Here is a 15018-nt window from a genome sequence, read left to right on the forward strand (position 1 = left end):
GCTCCACCCGCCCGCCCAGCTGTATCCGACCGGCGACCCGGCCTTGGCACCCGTCACCGAGGCCGCCTAAGATCCACTCACGGCACCTACCTCGTCGAGCCTTTTACACCGCTCCGAGGACGCGACCCCGAGCAGCTGCGCCAGGCGTTCCCGCACATCGTGGCGGCCGTCCCCGGCGTGGGCACGCTGATCGGCCGGCTGCCTGCGTCCGACAGCACGTGTGCGCCGGTGTGCCCAATCTGCGGTGACCCGGCGCGCGTGGTGGACGACCGGGTGGGCCGCGTGCGGACGGTGCCGCCCGTGGGGTGTTCTTCGACTGGTTCAACACGGCGCCGGGGACGGGGTGGCGGCTCGGCGGCTGGCTGTACGCGGCCGAAGGGCACCCGCTGTCCGGGGTGGCGATCACCTGGTATGACGGGGACGGCGTCCAGATCAGCCGGCTCGCTGACGAGCGGCCGCTCCCGGCCGGAGTGTGGACGTACGGGGTGATGAGCCAGTCGTTGATGGCAGCGATGTGGATGGTCGCTTCGTAGCGGACGGCGAGTTTGTCGAAGCGGGTAGCGATGCCCTGATCACCGCCAGCGGGCGTTCACACGGCGCCCTGGCCCGCAAGGTCAACGCCGTCGCCGCCGATCAGCACGACGTGGATCTGCGCTACGACCAGGCCAGCGTCTACTGGTGGCTACGCGGCCGCGTCCCCGAGCCGCCCGTCCCCGAAGTCCTCGCCATGATCTTCCGCGACTTGCTCGGGCGGCCGATCACACTGGACGATCTCGGATTCACCGACCGGGGCGAGCTTGGGCTCACCGTGGCCGCCACCACCGGCCAGGCCACCGAGACGGCGTCGCAGCTGTGGCGGCATGTCGTCCAGCGGCGCACCGTGGGCTCGGCGTTCGTCCTGTCTGCGGCTGTGGGCGCGGGCTTCGACTGGCACTTCGCCCCCTCCCACCCCGCCCACGGCCGCTCCGAAGGCAGCCGCGCGGTAAGCGGCGCCGACGTAGAACGCCTGCACCAGGCCCGCGCCGAGTTCGTCGCTCTCGACCGCGCCAACGGCGGCGGCCACGCCTTCACCTGGCTCGTCGACCACCTCGACCGAGCCGTCACCCCGCTGCTCGCCAGCCGCTACACCGCCGACGTGGGCCGCGACCTGTTCTCCGCCGTCGCCTCGCTGACCGAGCTCGCCGGATGGATGGCCTACGACCAGCACCGCGCGTACGGCCAAGGGCTGGCGCAGCGGTTCTTCATCCAGGCGCTCAGCCTGGCCCGGCAGTCCGGCGACCGCGCCTACGCCGCGCACATCCTGTCCAACCTCGCCACCCAGGCGCTGTTCCTCGACCATGGCGCGGAAGCCGCCCGGCTGGCCCGCGCCGCCCGCTCCGGAGCCGGCCGCGCCGCCACCCCGACCCTCGCCGCGCGCCTGGCGGTCGTCGAGGCCCGCGGCTGGGCGCTGGTGGGCGACCGCCGGGAAGCCCGCGCCGCGATCCGCCGCGCCGACCACGCCATGGACCGCTCCGATCCCAGCTCCGATCCGCGGTGGCTGGCCACGTTCACTCCCGCCCACCACGCCGGATCGGTCATGCACGCGCTGCGTGACCTTGGCCTGTACAACGAAGCCGCCGAGTACGCCGGCGTGGCCCTGGACCTACCGGACGCCAACGTGCGCACGAGGGCGCTGCATCAGGTGCTGCTGGCCACCGTCCACGCCAGCTGCGGCGACCTCGACGCCGCCTGCGCCACGGCGCGGCAGGCCCTGGAGGTCTATCCGTACCTGGCGTCGGCCCGACTGCGCGCCCGCCTGGTCGATTTCAGCCGGAGGCTGCCGCATCAGGACGTACGATGCGTTCGCGACTACATCGAGCAAGCCAGGGAACTGCTCACCACATCATGACCGACCATCACTCCGCGCCCGGCGCTCCGCGAACCTTCGTCGAGCCGGAGATTTACTACGCCCAACTCCCTTCCGTGCACGTGGCCACCGGCGGCCTCATCACCGACCCCGGCGGCCGGGTCCTGCTCGTCAAGCCGAACTACCGGCCGCACTGGCTGTTTCCTGGCGGCATGGTCGAGGAGGGCGAGCCCCCGGAGGACGCCTGCGCGCGGGAGCTCCGTGAGGAGCTGGGCCTCGAGGTGAAGGTGGGGCAGCTGCTCGTGGTCGACTGGGCGCCGCCGTACGGTCACCGCACCCGCCCGCTCGTGTATCTGCTGTTCGACGCCGGGACGATGAACGACCCGGCCATCCGGCTGCAGTACGCGGAGCTGGACGACGCCGCGTTCTTCGCCCCTGAGGAGGCCGCGGCGCGGCTGTCGTCGAGGGTGGCCGCCCGGGTCCCGGCGGCTCTGGCGGCGCGTGAGCGGGGCGTCACGATCTACCGTCCGGCGGAGGGCTGAGTCCGCCGCCGGTGGAGCTGGGCCGTTCTTGAAACGGCGGGACTGTAAAACTAGCTAACGGCGGATCTGATGATCAAGGAAGGGACGCTTGATGTCCTAGACTGCCGCGGAGTCGCCGTCCATGAACGAACTGCCTGTCGAGCCGGACCGCTCGATGACGGGACGAGCAGCTGATCTCGACGCTCGTCAATCGGGGCCCGTAGTGAAGGGCTGCAGCTGACTGGTGAGGGCGGTCTGCTGCAGCAGCTGACCAAGCGGGTGCTGGAGTCGGCCCTGGTAGGCGAGATCACCGATCACCTCGGCTATGACAGGCACCGCCCGGCCGGTAAGAACAGCGGCAACAGCCGCAATGGCAGCCGCACCAAGACCGTGGTGACCGACGTCGGCCCGGTCGAGGTGCGGGTGCCACGTGATGTAGCGGGCACCTTCGAGCCCCAGCTCGTTCGCGATCAACGTCAAGATCAGGGACGGTCACGTCGCCAACCGGCCCATCTACCTGGTCATGGCGGTCACCGTCGAAGGTCACCGCGATATTCCCGGTATCTGGGCCGACGATGATGGCGAGGGCGCCAAGCACTGGCCGGCGGTGCTGACCGAGCTGAAGAACCGCAGCGTGGACGATGTCCTCATACTGGTCTGCGACGGACTCAAGGGCCTGCCGCAGGCCGGTGGAGGCGGCCTGGCCCCGCACCATCGTCCTGACGCGTGTGAGCCACCAGTTGCGCAACTCGTTCCGGTACGCCGCCCACCAGGACCGGGACAAGATCGCGCGTGCGCTCAAGCTCGAACCGCCGTGCTGCCTTTGCTCGCGGTGGCCCGCGCGGTCCTTGCCTCGGCGGTCGCAGCAGACCGGGCGTCCGGTGCCACCTGGGACGAGATTCCCATCATCCCGCCGAGGCCGGGCTCTCCGTCCGCCTGCTGGTCGCCGTCTTCACTGACCGCGACTCCCCATAGTCCCCCTCTGATCCCTCAAGGACAGAGATCACGTTCAGCAACACCCTCTGAGCGAGGTCGCCTACCGCGCCGCCACCACGGTCCTCTACGAGCGCAGCGTGGTGCACCCGGACGTGTGCTGAGGAAGGCCAAGCCGGCATGCTTCCAGCCCCTTCCGGGCAGAGGGGACGATCGCGGGAAAGGGAGGTGCGAGATGATTCTCGGCTTTCGGATGCAGTGGCCGATCACGAGTGATCTCGCCGAGCTGCGTCGGCGGGTGCGCGCCTTCGGCGTCGGGGCGGACCTGTCCGGGCAGCGGCTGCAGGACCTGGTGATCGCCGCCCACGAGGCCGCCAGCAACGTCCTGCGGCACGGCGGCGGCCGCGGCACTCTCATCGCCTGGCGCGACGCCGACGGGGTGAGCCTGGACGTGGTCGACACCGCCGGCACCCTGACTGAGGCCCGCCTGCGCCGCACCCAGCCCGACCTTGACCGGGGGCGGCGGCGCCGGACTGTTCTGATCCGCACCCTGTGCGACGAGGCCTGGGTGGAACACGAGCCTGGCAGCGCCCGGCTGCACCTGCGTATCCACACAGGCTCCGGACGCACGCAAAGCCTGGCCGGGAAGCGGCGCAGCGTAACGTCACGCGCGTGACAGCCCAAGACTCATGAAGCTACGGCGAGCCGCAAGATAGAGCTTTGGTGCTGGTCAGCCCGCGATTGCTGTAATAGAGGAGAAACATGGAGCATGGCACCGTCAAGATCTCCTCGGCCAGCTTGTCGAGGAGATCGGGGCAGCTGCGACCCCGCACCCGCTGCGGGTCGCCGCCGACGGATCGCCCGGCGCTGGCAAGACCACGCTGGCCGACGAGCTCGGCATCGCCCTGCGCGCGCAAGGCCGCGACGTCATTCGCGCGACTATCGATGACTTCCTCGTTCCCCGGGCGCAGCGTTACCGCCGCGGCCGGTTCTCGGCGGAAGGCTGCTACTTCGACTCTCACGATCACAAAGCGCTGTGCCAAGTCCTGCTTGATCCGCTCGGCCCAGGCGGAGATCGCAAGTTCCAGCACACGGTCTACGACCGCGATGCCGACCGCCCGCTGTCCTCACCGGCCACAACCGCCGTCGAAGACGCCGTACTCCTCTTCGACGGCGTCTTACTCCTGCAGCCAGAACTCATCGACCGCTGGGATCTGCGGATCTTCGTGTCCGTCGACTTCGAGCAGACCATAGATCGCGCCCTGACCCGCAGCATGGCGCTGGCCGGATCCGCCGATGCCGCCGATGCCGCCGAGATCGAACGGTCCTGGCGCCACCGCTACATCCCGTCCCAACAGCTCTACTTCGCGACGGCCCGCCCAACCGATCACGCTGACATCATCGTGTACAACGATCAGCTCCACGAGCCGCCCTGGGACTTTCGATCCGCACGCCCCCGGAGCGACCGGGGACCGGCATGAACTCGTCCTCAGGCGGCCAAGCTGCGATGGAGGCGGGTCACGTCGTCTTGGTTGCATGGCGGCGCTGGTGGATGCGCTCTTTGGCCTCGGCCACCTCACTCCAGCACTGCTCACGCACTGATCAACTGAGTGGCGGCTGGCCGGAGCTACAGGAGTTCCGGGCTGTGACGGCGCACCACCGCGCGGGGAGCGCGTCACCGGCCAGGCAGCCCTGCATCGACAGGCTTTGACGCCAGCCTTCCACCAGGCCGGGACGCTACTACGGAGCGTCGGGCACGTTCAGCGGTAGTCGAGGGGCTCACCTGTCTCCCATCTCGTGACGGGCCGGCGCCGCCCAGGAGTCCGCGGTGGCGGACAGGTCGGACTCCGAGGGGGAACAAGTGGCGCGGCACCGTACGGAGGGCGACATCGATGTCGGGCGGCAGCGGCAGCGGCATGCCAATGCTGGTGCATTTGGCGAGGATCTGGTCGACGAGTCGACCGCGTGGTGCAGCGATGTCCTGACTCCCCCACCTCGTACGCCAGGAGCACGGCTGAAACAGGATGGCACCTGGTCTGCGACTGTGAGGTTTGGCTTTTGATCTTAGGACCTACATTAAGCGTTGCCCTTTACATTGTAGATTCACATGGTATGAATCGTCACGGCCCAGCCCGGAAGGTTCCCCAGGACCCCTTCTCCATCATCAAGCCTGGCTTCGGCGCTCATGTGGCCAACGTCGGCTCCTTCAGCGCGTAGACGCATCCTGGGAGCCACCGGATCAGCCGGGGCGGGAAGGCACTCCCGCCCCCGGGCGGCGCGCTACGGAGCGTCGGGCACGTTCAACGGTTCGTTCGGGCAAGAGCTGGCGAGCCGGTCGAGCGTGTCCTTCTCGGCCGGATCGGCGGCCAGCTGCCACCGCAACTTGACCGTCAGCCAGTCGGCGACGTACCGGCAATGGCCGGGCTCGTGCGGCGGCAGCCAGGTGGCGGGGTCCTGGTCGGCCTTGCTGCGGTTGGTGCGGGCGGTGACCGCGACCAGGGCGCGCGGCTCGTCGAGGTCGTTGGCGTAGGCCTGCCGCCGGGCGGCGGTCCAGGCGGACGCGCCGGAGTCCCACGCCTCGGCGAGGGGCACCATGTGGTCGATGTCCAGGGCGGAGGCGTCCGTCACCATGACGTCGTCGTAGTAGCTGTGCCAGGCGCCGCCGGTGATGGCGCACCGCTCCCCGATCTGGGGCGGGTCGACGGCCTCCTCAATGAGGACCTCGGCCCGGGTCGAGCACGAGTCCCGGTCGGCGTCGATCCAGTGCCGAAACGCGGTGCGGGTGTAGCCGTCGCGGGACTCGGTCGCGGTGTCGAGGGCGGCGACGGCGTCCCACAGCATGACGGTGCGTGCCTGGGCGGCCGACGCGGAGGTCGCGGTGGCGGGCAGCAGGGTGATGGTGAAGGCTGCGGCGGCGACGCCGGCGAGGGTGCGGGGCGGGGGGAACGGCATGAAGCCTCCACTAGCTACGTTCTGTCGCGGTCAGCTACGGAATGTAGTTAGTGGAGGTGGGGTGGAGCTGTAGCCGCACGGTGATAGCCACGTACAACGCCGCCCCAGACGGGGGCCCGGCGGTCAGCGAACCTGCTGCGTCACCGACCACCCCACCGCGGCGTACGCGGAGCCGCGCGCGTACTCCGCCACCCCGGCCGCCGTGTACGGGTACGTCATGTCCGGCAGCCGGTCGAACGGAAACCAGCCGATGCGGGCGCATTTGTGCGGCTCGGCGTTGTACGGCTCCCCCTCCCAGGTGCGGGCCTCGAAGAAGGCGCCCATCCGGGCGTGTCCTTCGGGGTTGCGGAAGTGGCACATGTGCACGAACCGCACCTGGCCGGGCCGCAGGGTGATGCCGATCTCCTCGCGTGCTTCGCGGATCACCGCCTGGTCGATCGTCTCGCCCTCTTCCAGGTGGCCGGAGGGCACGTTCCACCAGCTGTCCGCGTACCCGGTGCCCTGCCGCTGGGCGAGCAGCACCTGCCCGTCACGGACCAGCAGCAGCATGGCGTCCACGACGATCGTGTAGCGGGGCATCCCCTCTCCTCCTTCCGGGCTGTCGGTCACAGGTCGAACGTCAACTGCTCGACCTCGACCCCGGGCTGGTTGCCGCCGAGCGGGACGCCGGCGATGTCGCGCAACACCGCGGCGGTCGTGGCATCCCCAGCGGGCAGGCAGGCCACGAGCGCGGGCAGCAGCACGGCGGCCGCCACGGCGTCCCACAGCGCCCGGTGCGGCCTCCCCCCGGGCACCAGCTCCCGCACGCGCTCCTCCAGCCCGTACTGGTCCAGCACGGCGGCCAGGTTCCAGCGGCGGATGCCGGGCCGCAGGTGCCGCACCAGGCGGGCGGTGTCGAGCAGCCCGGCCGGCGCGAGCTCGGGCAGCCGCCGGTGCAGCAGCCGCCAGTCCACGCCGATGTTGTGGCCGACCAGGACCCGCCTGTCCAGCCTGGCCGTGATCTGCCCGCGCACGTCGTCCAGGGCGGGGGCGGCGGCGAGCGCGTTCCCGGCCAGGCCGGGCGAGATCCACGGCCGCGGGGGAATCCGTCGGCCCGGGTTGAGCACGGTGTCCCACGCCGCCCCCATGCCGGGGCGGCCGCCGTCCAGCGGGACGGCGGCGATCTCCAGGATCTGCTCGTCGTCGCGGTCCTGGCCGCCGGTCCCTTCCAGGTCGACGGCGACGAGCGGCACGGCCGTCCACGGCTGGTCGATCAACGCGATCCCCCCGGGGTTAGTCGTCTTCGTGGCGGGCGGCCTCGGCCAGCCGTGCGCGTGCGCCGTCGAGCTGCGCCTGCTCGGCAGGGTCCAGCTTGTAGCCTGCCAGCGCCCGCCCGTGGGCGCCACGCGCATGCGGATGCTCGACCTCCCACATCTGGTAGCCGAACCAGTGCTGGAGCGCGTAGCGGCGCTGCTCGCCCAGCGTGGCGGTGAGCACGTGCCCGTCCTCGACCAGGAACGGCGTCGTGGGGTCGAACCCGAACGACTCCAGCGCCGCGATGAACTCCGCCTCGCTGGGCGGGCGTAGCGCGGCCTTGCACCGGGCGACCTGCTCGGCCGGGCAGATGTCGCACAGCTCCGGCACGCCGAGGTGCCCGTTGTAGTCGGCGATCTCCCACGAGGCGGTGACCCCGCACGACGTCTTGCGGAACAGCGGGATGCTGATGCCGGAATCCCGCCACGCCTGGACGACCCGCCGGTCCAGGTCCTCGGGCAGCATCTTGCGGCGCTGCCAGTTCTCCGCGTACGGCACCGGCACACCGAGCCCGCGCAGATAGGAGGCGTTCTCCTCCTTGTGGTAGTAGCCGGTGAACACGATCGCGTCCACGCCGGCGGCGTCGGCGACCTTCAGCACGTGCGCCATCGTGGCCGGGTCGTCGTTCCAGTGCGGGACGATCGGCCGCCAGTAAAGGATCACCTTCGTCCGCTTCCGGTGGCCGGCGGCCACGACGATGGAGTCCACCGTCGTGGTCGTCTTGGCGATCGGCTCGACCCGGGCGTCGGCGATGCCGGAGTAGGTGAACAGCAGCGTCGGCCGCACGTACGACAACGCCTCCAGCCGGCGCATGTCGTCCTCGGTGACGTGGAACCTCGTGATGATCAGCACCAGGTTTCTCATGCCGAGCCGGTCCAGCTCCTCCAGCACCTCGAAGGTGTGCGGCTTCACCCCGGGCAGGAACGGGTCGGTGGCCTTGTTGAAGATTTGGAGCGGGGTGGTGTCCGGCCGGAACTCCGGGTGGGAGACGAGCAGCGTGACCGCCTCGTGGGTGGGGATGAGCAGTTGCGGGATCTTCTGCTCGAAGTTGCCCCAGAAGTGCCGCACGCAGTAGCCGCAGTCGAGCGGGCAGCCGATCACGTGGTTCAGCGACAGGCCGGACTTACGGTTGGTGATGATCTGCGCCATGTACGGGTCGAGGCCGTCCTGCTCGGCGGCGGGCATCAGCCGCAGCTTGCGCGGCCCTGAACTGAGGCTGATCGGTACGGGCTGGCTGGTCATCGTGCTGTCGCCTCCTGACTCAGGACGTGCAGGTAGGGTTCGCCGAACCAGATCCGGAAGTCGGCTTCGGCGTCGGCGGGATGGTCGCTGGAGTGGACCAGGTTGTGCACGAACCGGCCCTCGGTGCGCGCGGCCTCCTCGCTGTCGTGCCCGTAGTAGCCGCGGATCGTCGTCCGGGCCGCGCGGGACGGGTCGTAGTGGCCGAGCAGGTCACGCACCTGCCGGGCGGTGTCGCCGCCGGGGCCGTAGGCGAGCGCCACGGTGACGGTCGCGCCGACGTAGTGGCCGACCAGCTCCGCCTCGACGTCGAAGGAGAAGCGGTGCTGCAACTCCAGCATGTCGGCGTAGTGGGCGAGGATCTGCTCGCGGGTGACGACCACCTGCCTGCTGGTGGCGATGGTGACGGTGCCGGCCACCCATTCGAGGATCTGCGGGACCAGGCCGCGCTGGGTGGCGTCCGGCTTGCACAGCACGACCGTCCACCGCGTCCAGTCCACCCGGGCGGTCACGCTCCGGCCCCTTCGGGCATCCGCTTGGGCCAGCGGTGGCGGATGAGCCACTGGTAGCCGGGGTCCAGCGCGCCGAGCACGTCCCGGGTGACGGGCTGGTCGGTGTGGGTGATCTGCCGGTATACCTCGAACACGAGCAGGACCTGCTGCCAGTACGGGTCCAGCCCCGTCTCGCGGACGCTGGCGCCGGTGTGCTGGTGGAGGTTCGCCCGCAGCCCGGCCTCTTCCTGCATGAGCAGCCGCAGCGACGTCCAGCAGTCGTCGACGGGCATGGCTGGGAAGCGGAAGGCGGGCGGCCGGTAGCCGGCGGCGTCGACCTCGGCGAGGATCTTGCGCACCTTGGCCCGGTTGGGCAGGTTGACGTGCATCGACCCGACGTGGTGGCTGTAGTGGCCGACCCGGACGCCGAGCTGGTGGGCGGCCAGCTCCTGCAAGACGGTGAAGGAGAAGACGTCGCTGGGCATGCCCATGAAGGCGTCGTTGCCGCGCATGTAGGCCGTCATGTGCAGGGCGCCGCCGCGCAGCAGGAACTGGGCGGCGATGGTGCAGGACACGTCCGGGTTGTTGTCGCGGATGAGCTCCTCGGGCCGGAAGATCGATAAGACGGCGCGTTTGCTGTCAGGATCTTTGCCGAGCAGGTCGAGCACCCGCTGCCACTGGGTGCGCCCGTCCGGGCCGGTGATGAACAGCGGCTGCCCGTAGGCGGTGCCCGTCAGGGTGCGGCCGTCCCCGCTGTTCTGCCGCATCTGGGGCGCGTAGTAGCCGATCATGTCGAGGTCGTCGCGGCCGAACAGGTACCACAGCACCTCCGCCCAGTTGTAGGCCAGGTTGATCGGCCGGCTGTTCAGGTACGGCACCCGCTGGACGGGGTCGGCGATGCGGAAGGACACATCCAGCACCTCCAGGGAGGTGTTGCCGCGCGTGCATATCTCGTGCTCGGGGATCGTGGTCACGTCCCGTAACACGCGCGGGTACATCTCGTGGAAGGTGAGCGCGTTCTCCGGTGTCATCCGGGAGCTCCTCGGGTCGGGGGATAGCGCACCCGGTCCGGGGGTGCGCGGGCATGCGGAAGTCATTTCCTGCCGATGGGACACGGATGCGGGACATGCCGGTTGGGGCAGCAGATCATGCCGATCGTGACGAACCGGCCGCCGGTCAGCCACTCGCCCCACTGCACGTCCACCCCGGCCGGCAGCAGCCCGGCGGCGGTCTCCAGGCGGGCGGTGAGCTGCACGCCCTCCCCGTGCGGGAACGTGCCCTGGACGGCCCCGTACTGGCCGGACAGCCACTCGATCGCGGCCTCGACGCTGTCGCATGTTTGGCCGATCCGGGAGGGCGGCTTGGCCAGCCAGTCACCGGTCCGCATGGGCGGCAGCGCCGAGGTGCGGAAGTCGGGCGAGGAGGGGCGGCGCTCGGCCTCGTTGCCGCGTTCGGCGCCGTTGCCGATCCAGTGGTAGCCGTGCCAGTGCATGATCTGCTGCTCCCGTAGGCTGCTGGTGCGGCCCCTGCTTGCTTGGATCAGGCAGGGGCCGCGATCATCGGTTTCTAGATGGTGGTGTCGATGCCGGCCGCGCGCAGCTCGGCGCCCGTGAACCGGAGTGTCCCGGCGGCCGGGTTCTTCGAGTCACTCAGGGCGAAAGCGTCCTCGACCCCCTCCAGCGGGGCGATCTGGACGCAGGACTCGCCGTCCTCCTCCTGCTGGTTCCCGCCGCACAGGCGGCGCCATCCCTGCGTGGCCACCTGGCGGCTGTAGAGATCGTTCACGGTCATGCTTGTGCTCCTTCCTCCTTCAGCCCCGCGGGATCTCGGGGCTGTCTTCCTGGCCGCCGGGCGGCGGCCAGGAGGCTTCAAGGGGCGTGCTCCGGCCGACGCTGCTCGGCCGGGTCGGGCCCGCCCGGGTCAGGCTTGCCCGGCTTCTGCTCTGGCTCGGCACGGCGGACGGGTTTCTGGCGCTTGCCCAAGCGCCGGGCCAGGAACCACTGGGCGACTCCGGCATCCACCGCCGCTCACCTCCACATCAGGGGCGGCCCGAACGGGTATTGCAGGGCCATCTCCAGCTCCGCCGCGGCGATGCTGTCCCAGACGTTGTCGAGACCGCTCTGGAAGCAGTAGCCGCCCCTCGGGGCGGGGCCGCGCCAGAACACGGTCACCTTCTGGCTGTAGGGGCCCCACAGCGCCAGCCACCGGCCGCGCGTGCGCTCCTGCACCTCGGCGGCGGTCGCGCGGCCAGTGCGGTCGTCGACGCCGTGGGTCGGCCACAGCCGCTCCCGGACAGGCTCGCCCACGTCGTTATGCATCACATCTCCAGCGGAAGTGCTCAAGCGGTTGGAGCCGGGTCCGGACTGCCGCGAGGGAAGGGCGGCCCGGACCCGGCGGTGCCGGCGTAGTCATCGAGCCGGCGAAGTGGCGCGGCGGAGCCGGCGTCGCGAGGGAAGGACGCTGGGGGGCTGCCGCCACGCCACGCTCATCACCTCGGCCCGGCGACGCCGGCGAGGAAGTACGGGGCGGGCTGCACCATCTCGGTGGCGTAGTCCGGATACCACGCCTCCGTGGGCTGTAGCCCGGGAGGGTGCAGCGGCCCCCACGGGAGCAGCAGCGCCGCGATCCGCCGCCCGGTCCGCAGATACAGCTCCTGCCCAGTCTTCTGCTCATACAGGGAGCGGGCGACCTCGATCTGGTCGCGGGTGTAGGGGACGTCGCTGGTGGCGTGCGTGACCAGGAGCAGGCTGCCGGCCGCGTGGGAGTCGCGCAGCTCGGCCAGCGCCTCCTCGGCCTGCTCGTCGTTCAGGAAGTGCAGCACCGCGCCGAGCACGATGATGACCGGGCGGCTCCGGTCGATCAGGCCCGTCTCCTCGACAGCCGCCAGGAGCTGGGAGGGCTTGCGCAGGTCGGCCTGGACCATGTCCACCCCGTCGCCGCGTAGCAGTGCGCGGCCGTGAACGTACACCTGGAGGTCGTGGTCGACGTACACCACGCGCGAGTCAGGGCGGACGCGGTGCGCGACCTCATGCAGGGCGGGCGGCTGATCCGGCAGACCGGCGCCGATGTCGAGCACCTGCGGCGGCATCGCCGGGTCGGCGAGCTCCACGGCATAGGCGAGCATGCGGCGCAGGCAGTGCTTGTTCGACTGGGCGATCAGCCGCATACCCGGGATGGTCTCCTCCAGGGCGGCCGCGGTCTCACGGTCAGCGGCGAAGTGATCCCGCCCGGACGGGCTGAGCGCGCTGTAGACGCGCGCCGTCAACGCGCGGGCGCCGGCCTTTCCTGCGGTGGGCTTGTCCTCGGATGCGGTCATCGTGGCCTCGGTGGATAGGTCGCATATGTGGGGGATGTGTATCCCTGGCGATTACGTGCAGTCGCTGATCAGTAGTGCCATCATGAAGTCGGCCAGGAACTCATTTGAAGGCATCTAATTTGGCCAATCCGACTGGCCAATTGACCAAAACGGAGTCCGCATGGGCAGAACTCCTAAGCGGGTGGACCCCAGCCTGTCGCCTGTGCACTGCCTGGGCGCGGGGCTGCGACTGCTGCGCGGCAACCGCAGCTTGGAGGACGTGGCAGCCGCCGCGCGCGTCGACTACTCCAACCTCTCCCGCTGGGAACGCGGCGACCGCCTCGCGCCCCCGGAGCCGCTCGCGGATATCGACCGCGCGCTCGGGGCGGGCGGCTTCCTGATCGAGCTGCGGAATTTGGTCCATTCATTTGGCCAAATGACAGAGGTTTCCGGCGAAACGGACATCTGGCATGCTGAGGACGTGGATCGTGTTCGACGTCAGATACTCGCCAGCCTCACAGCCCTAGGCGCGAGTGCGACGATGCTCCCCCCGCTGGAAACCCTCCGGAACTTCATCGACGGCCGTAATGGTTCAGCTCGCCTCCAGGACTGGGAGGAGATCGTTCACGAGCACGCGTGCGCCTTCGACACCGTGCCGCTCCCCCAGCTCATCTCCGACATCGCGCTCGACGTCCTCGAACTGCGGCGCATCATGCCCACGCACGGCGACAGCCGACGCTGGCACCGGGTCAACGCCCAACTGACGTTCCTGCTGGCGCACGCTCTGGGCAGCGGCGGGCAAGCTCGCGAGTCGCGGGACTGGTGGCTCACCGCGCGCCACGCCGCCGAGCAGAGCGAAGACCCTCGCCTCATCGCGTTCGCCCGCGCCAAGGCCGCCGTCCAAGGGATCTACGAACAGCGCCTCCCCCTCCAGGTGCTGCTGAACCGCGCAGAGGACGCGGTCGACGCCGCCCGGGGGCAGCCGTGCGCGGGCCTGGCGGTCGCCATCGCGATCCAGGCACAGGCGCGGGCGATGCTCGGCGACAGCGAGGGCGCCCGCCAGGCGTTGCACGAGCAAGACCGCGTCTTCAAGCTCATACCGAAGGACGTCACCGACGACACCACCTCTGCCTTCGGCTGGCCCGAGTCCCGGCTGCTGCACACCAGGTCATTCGCCGCCACCTACGGCGGCGGCCTCACCAACGCCGCCCAGGCACAGCAGGAAGCGCTGGACGCCTGCCCCCCGGCCGCAGCCCGCACCCGGGCGCAGATCGGCCTGCACATGGCAGTCACCGAGGTCCGCCACGGCGACGTTGTGACCGGCCTCGACATGGCGCGCACCGCCGTGGCCAGCCTGCCCGCCCACGACCAGACGACGTTCGTCCGCTACAACGCCGAGGCAGTCCTGAAGGCGATACCTCCCTCCGCGCCGGCCAGCGCACGCTCGGCCGCGCTCGACTACAAGCAGCTCCTCGAACTGCCGCAAGCCCCCGAGCAGGAAGCGTGAACCTTGGATCTCCCCCTCTCCTTCACCAGGCTCACCGGCCAGGCCGCCGCTGACGCCGTGCTCAGCCCGGAGTACGGCGACGTGTACGAGGAGGTCCACAGCGACGCGTCGTACCACGACAACCCGCTGTTCAGCCGGGAACGCTTCATCGAGCGCACCGTCAACCAGGTGAAGCTCCCAGGCTTCGAGCTCATCTCGGCCCGCCATGACGCCGCGCTCGTCGGCTTCTGCTTCGGCTGGACGATGGACGCCGGCCGCTGGTGGGGAGGTGAGACGACCGCTCCGCCCGATGGGGTGCTCCATCTGCCGAAGCTCGCGGTGATCGAGCTGATGGTGCGCGAGAGCTATCGGGGTGTCGGCGCCGGGCGAAGGCTCCTCGGCGAGCTGCTCACCGGCCGGGCTGAGCCGTACGCGACGCTGCTCACCCGGCCGTGGGCGCCCGCGCACGCGATGTACCTCGCCTGGGGGTGGAAGGTCATCGGCACCTGCCGCCCCGCCCCTGACGGGCCGCTGATGGACGTGCTCGGGCTCGGACTGCCCGGAGCGTGATCGGGGCTGCGGCGGCTGCCGCGCGAGGGCCGGGACTGCCCCACCTCTCCGGTTGCCCACCGGTAGGCATTCCCGGCCCTCGCGTAGTCGCCAGACGGGCAGAAAAAGCCGCTGCTCTCCTGCGAAAACGGCTGGCGGCTGCGTTCGGCCAGGCTAGGCCCTAGTGTCATGCGCCTGAAATTCGTCGCTTAGAGCGCCTAACGCAATGAAGTGAGGCGCCGCCAGCAGATGAGGCTGCAGGCCAGCTTGAGGAATGCCTCGTGGCTGTCGGCGCGGATCTCCCAGCGGATGCGCAGGCGTTTGAAGGCGTGCAGCAGGGCGAAGGTCTGCTCGACGACCCAGCGTTGCTTGCCCAGGCCGGAGCCGTGCCCGGAGCCGCGGCGGGCGATCAG

At 70.1% G+C, this 15018-nt stretch carries 18 protein-coding genes and 1 pseudogene; 8 read left to right on the forward strand and 11 right to left on the reverse strand.

Going from position 1 to position 15018, the window contains the following annotated elements; all coding sequences use genetic code 11:
• Nucleotides 1-305: 305 nt before the first annotated feature.
• The 6 genes and pseudogenes from KME80_RS47090 (at nucleotide 306) to KME80_RS53515 (ending at nucleotide 4781) form a co-directional block, all read left to right on the forward strand.
• Nucleotides 306-533 carry a hypothetical protein gene (locus KME80_RS47090; RefSeq protein ID WP_219518590.1) on the forward strand — a complete coding sequence of 76 codons (228 nt, stop codon included), beginning with the start codon at nucleotides 306-308 and terminating at the stop codon, nucleotides 531-533.
• The gene (locus KME80_RS47095) at nucleotides 515-1888 is read left to right on the forward strand and encodes an NsdA family TPR-like regulatory protein (protein ID WP_219518593.1); all 1374 of its coding nucleotides are present in this window, start codon (nucleotides 515-517) and stop codon (nucleotides 1886-1888) included. Before KME80_RS47090 ends, KME80_RS47095 begins: the two co-directional genes overlap by 19 nt.
• Nucleotides 1885-2388, forward strand: coding sequence for an NUDIX domain-containing protein (locus KME80_RS47100; RefSeq protein WP_219518596.1), 504 nt, complete (start codon nucleotides 1885-1887; stop codon nucleotides 2386-2388). Before KME80_RS47095 ends, KME80_RS47100 begins: the two co-directional genes overlap by 4 nt.
• Nucleotides 2389-2577: 189 nt before the next feature.
• Nucleotides 2578-3170 (forward strand): annotated as a pseudogene (locus KME80_RS53630) (transposase); the annotation flags it as partial.
• A gap of 29 nt (nucleotides 3171-3199) precedes the next feature.
• The gene (locus KME80_RS53675) at nucleotides 3200-3976 is read left to right on the forward strand and encodes an ATP-binding protein (RefSeq protein ID WP_504739735.1); all 777 of its coding nucleotides are present in this window, start codon (nucleotides 3200-3202) and stop codon (nucleotides 3974-3976) included.
• Nucleotides 3977-4205: 229 nt separating this feature from the next.
• Nucleotides 4206-4781 carry a cytidylate kinase family protein gene (locus KME80_RS53515; protein ID WP_372455457.1) on the forward strand — a complete coding sequence of 192 codons (576 nt, stop codon included), beginning with the start codon at nucleotides 4206-4208 and terminating at the stop codon, nucleotides 4779-4781.
• A 799-nt stretch (nucleotides 4782-5580) separates the two neighbouring features.
• On the opposite strand, the gene KME80_RS47120 is transcribed toward KME80_RS53515, so the two are convergent.
• The 10 genes from KME80_RS47120 to KME80_RS47165 all read right to left on the reverse strand — a co-directional run bounded on the left by KME80_RS47120 (nucleotide 5581) and on the right by KME80_RS47165 (nucleotide 12591).
• Nucleotides 5581-6252: an HNH endonuclease family protein gene (locus KME80_RS47120; protein ID WP_219518600.1), complete on the reverse strand. Its 672-nt coding sequence runs from the start codon at nucleotides 6250-6252 to the stop codon at nucleotides 5581-5583.
• Nucleotides 6253-6375: 123 nt separating this feature from the next.
• Complete coding sequence (locus tag KME80_RS47125; protein WP_219518603.1) at nucleotides 6376-6831, reverse strand: NUDIX hydrolase; 456 nt, start codon at nucleotides 6829-6831, stop codon at nucleotides 6376-6378.
• Between the two features lie 26 nt (nucleotides 6832-6857).
• Nucleotides 6858-7508: a 3'-5' exonuclease gene (locus KME80_RS47130; protein ID WP_219518606.1), complete on the reverse strand. Its 651-nt coding sequence runs from the start codon at nucleotides 7506-7508 to the stop codon at nucleotides 6858-6860.
• 16 nt (nucleotides 7509-7524) lie between these two features.
• Nucleotides 7525-8787, reverse strand: a complete 1263-nt coding sequence (locus KME80_RS47135) for a hypothetical protein (protein ID WP_219518608.1) — start codon at nucleotides 8785-8787, stop codon at nucleotides 7525-7527.
• On the reverse strand, nucleotides 8784-9296 hold the full coding sequence (locus KME80_RS47140) for a nucleoside-diphosphate kinase (RefSeq protein ID WP_219518612.1): 513 nt from the start codon (nucleotides 9294-9296) through the stop codon (nucleotides 8784-8786). Before KME80_RS47140 ends, KME80_RS47135 begins: the two co-directional genes overlap by 4 nt.
• Nucleotides 9293-10306: a thymidylate synthase gene (locus tag KME80_RS47145; RefSeq protein ID WP_219518614.1), complete on the reverse strand. Its 1014-nt coding sequence runs from the start codon at nucleotides 10304-10306 to the stop codon at nucleotides 9293-9295. The genes KME80_RS47140 and KME80_RS47145 overlap by 4 nt, the downstream gene beginning before the upstream one ends.
• A 62-nt stretch (nucleotides 10307-10368) precedes the next feature.
• Nucleotides 10369-10767, reverse strand: coding sequence for a hypothetical protein (locus KME80_RS47150; RefSeq protein ID WP_219518619.1), 399 nt, complete (start codon nucleotides 10765-10767; stop codon nucleotides 10369-10371).
• A 74-nt stretch (nucleotides 10768-10841) separates the two neighbouring features.
• A complete protein-coding gene (locus tag KME80_RS47155) occupies nucleotides 10842-11066 on the reverse strand; it encodes a DUF397 domain-containing protein (RefSeq protein WP_219518622.1) in 225 nt (74 codons plus the stop codon).
• 236 nt (nucleotides 11067-11302) lie between these two features.
• Nucleotides 11303-11593, reverse strand: a complete 291-nt coding sequence (locus KME80_RS47160) for a hypothetical protein (RefSeq protein ID WP_219518625.1) — start codon at nucleotides 11591-11593, stop codon at nucleotides 11303-11305.
• Nucleotides 11594-11763: 170 nt separating this feature from the next.
• Complete coding sequence (locus tag KME80_RS47165) at nucleotides 11764-12591, reverse strand: SAM-dependent methyltransferase (RefSeq protein WP_219518628.1); 828 nt, start codon at nucleotides 12589-12591, stop codon at nucleotides 11764-11766.
• A 181-nt stretch (nucleotides 12592-12772) separates the two neighbouring features.
• On the opposite strand from KME80_RS47165, the gene KME80_RS47170 reads away from it, so the two are divergent.
• A complete protein-coding gene (locus KME80_RS47170) occupies nucleotides 12773-14077 on the forward strand; it encodes a helix-turn-helix domain-containing protein (RefSeq protein ID WP_219518631.1) in 1305 nt (434 codons plus the stop codon).
• Nucleotides 14078-14080: 3 nt separating this feature from the next.
• The gene (locus tag KME80_RS47175; protein WP_219518633.1) at nucleotides 14081-14626 is read left to right on the forward strand and encodes a GNAT family N-acetyltransferase; all 546 of its coding nucleotides are present in this window, start codon (nucleotides 14081-14083) and stop codon (nucleotides 14624-14626) included.
• A 197-nt stretch (nucleotides 14627-14823) separates the two neighbouring features.
• On the opposite strand, the gene KME80_RS47180 is transcribed toward KME80_RS47175, so the two are convergent.
• Nucleotides 14824-15018, reverse strand: a 195-nt coding sequence (locus tag KME80_RS47180; RefSeq protein WP_219518636.1) for a transposase, incomplete at its 5' end; no start/stop codon positions are given.

Source organism: Nonomuraea ceibae (assembly GCF_019396325.1).
Classification (GTDB): domain Bacteria; phylum Actinomycetota; class Actinomycetes; order Streptosporangiales; family Streptosporangiaceae; genus Nonomuraea; species Nonomuraea ceibae.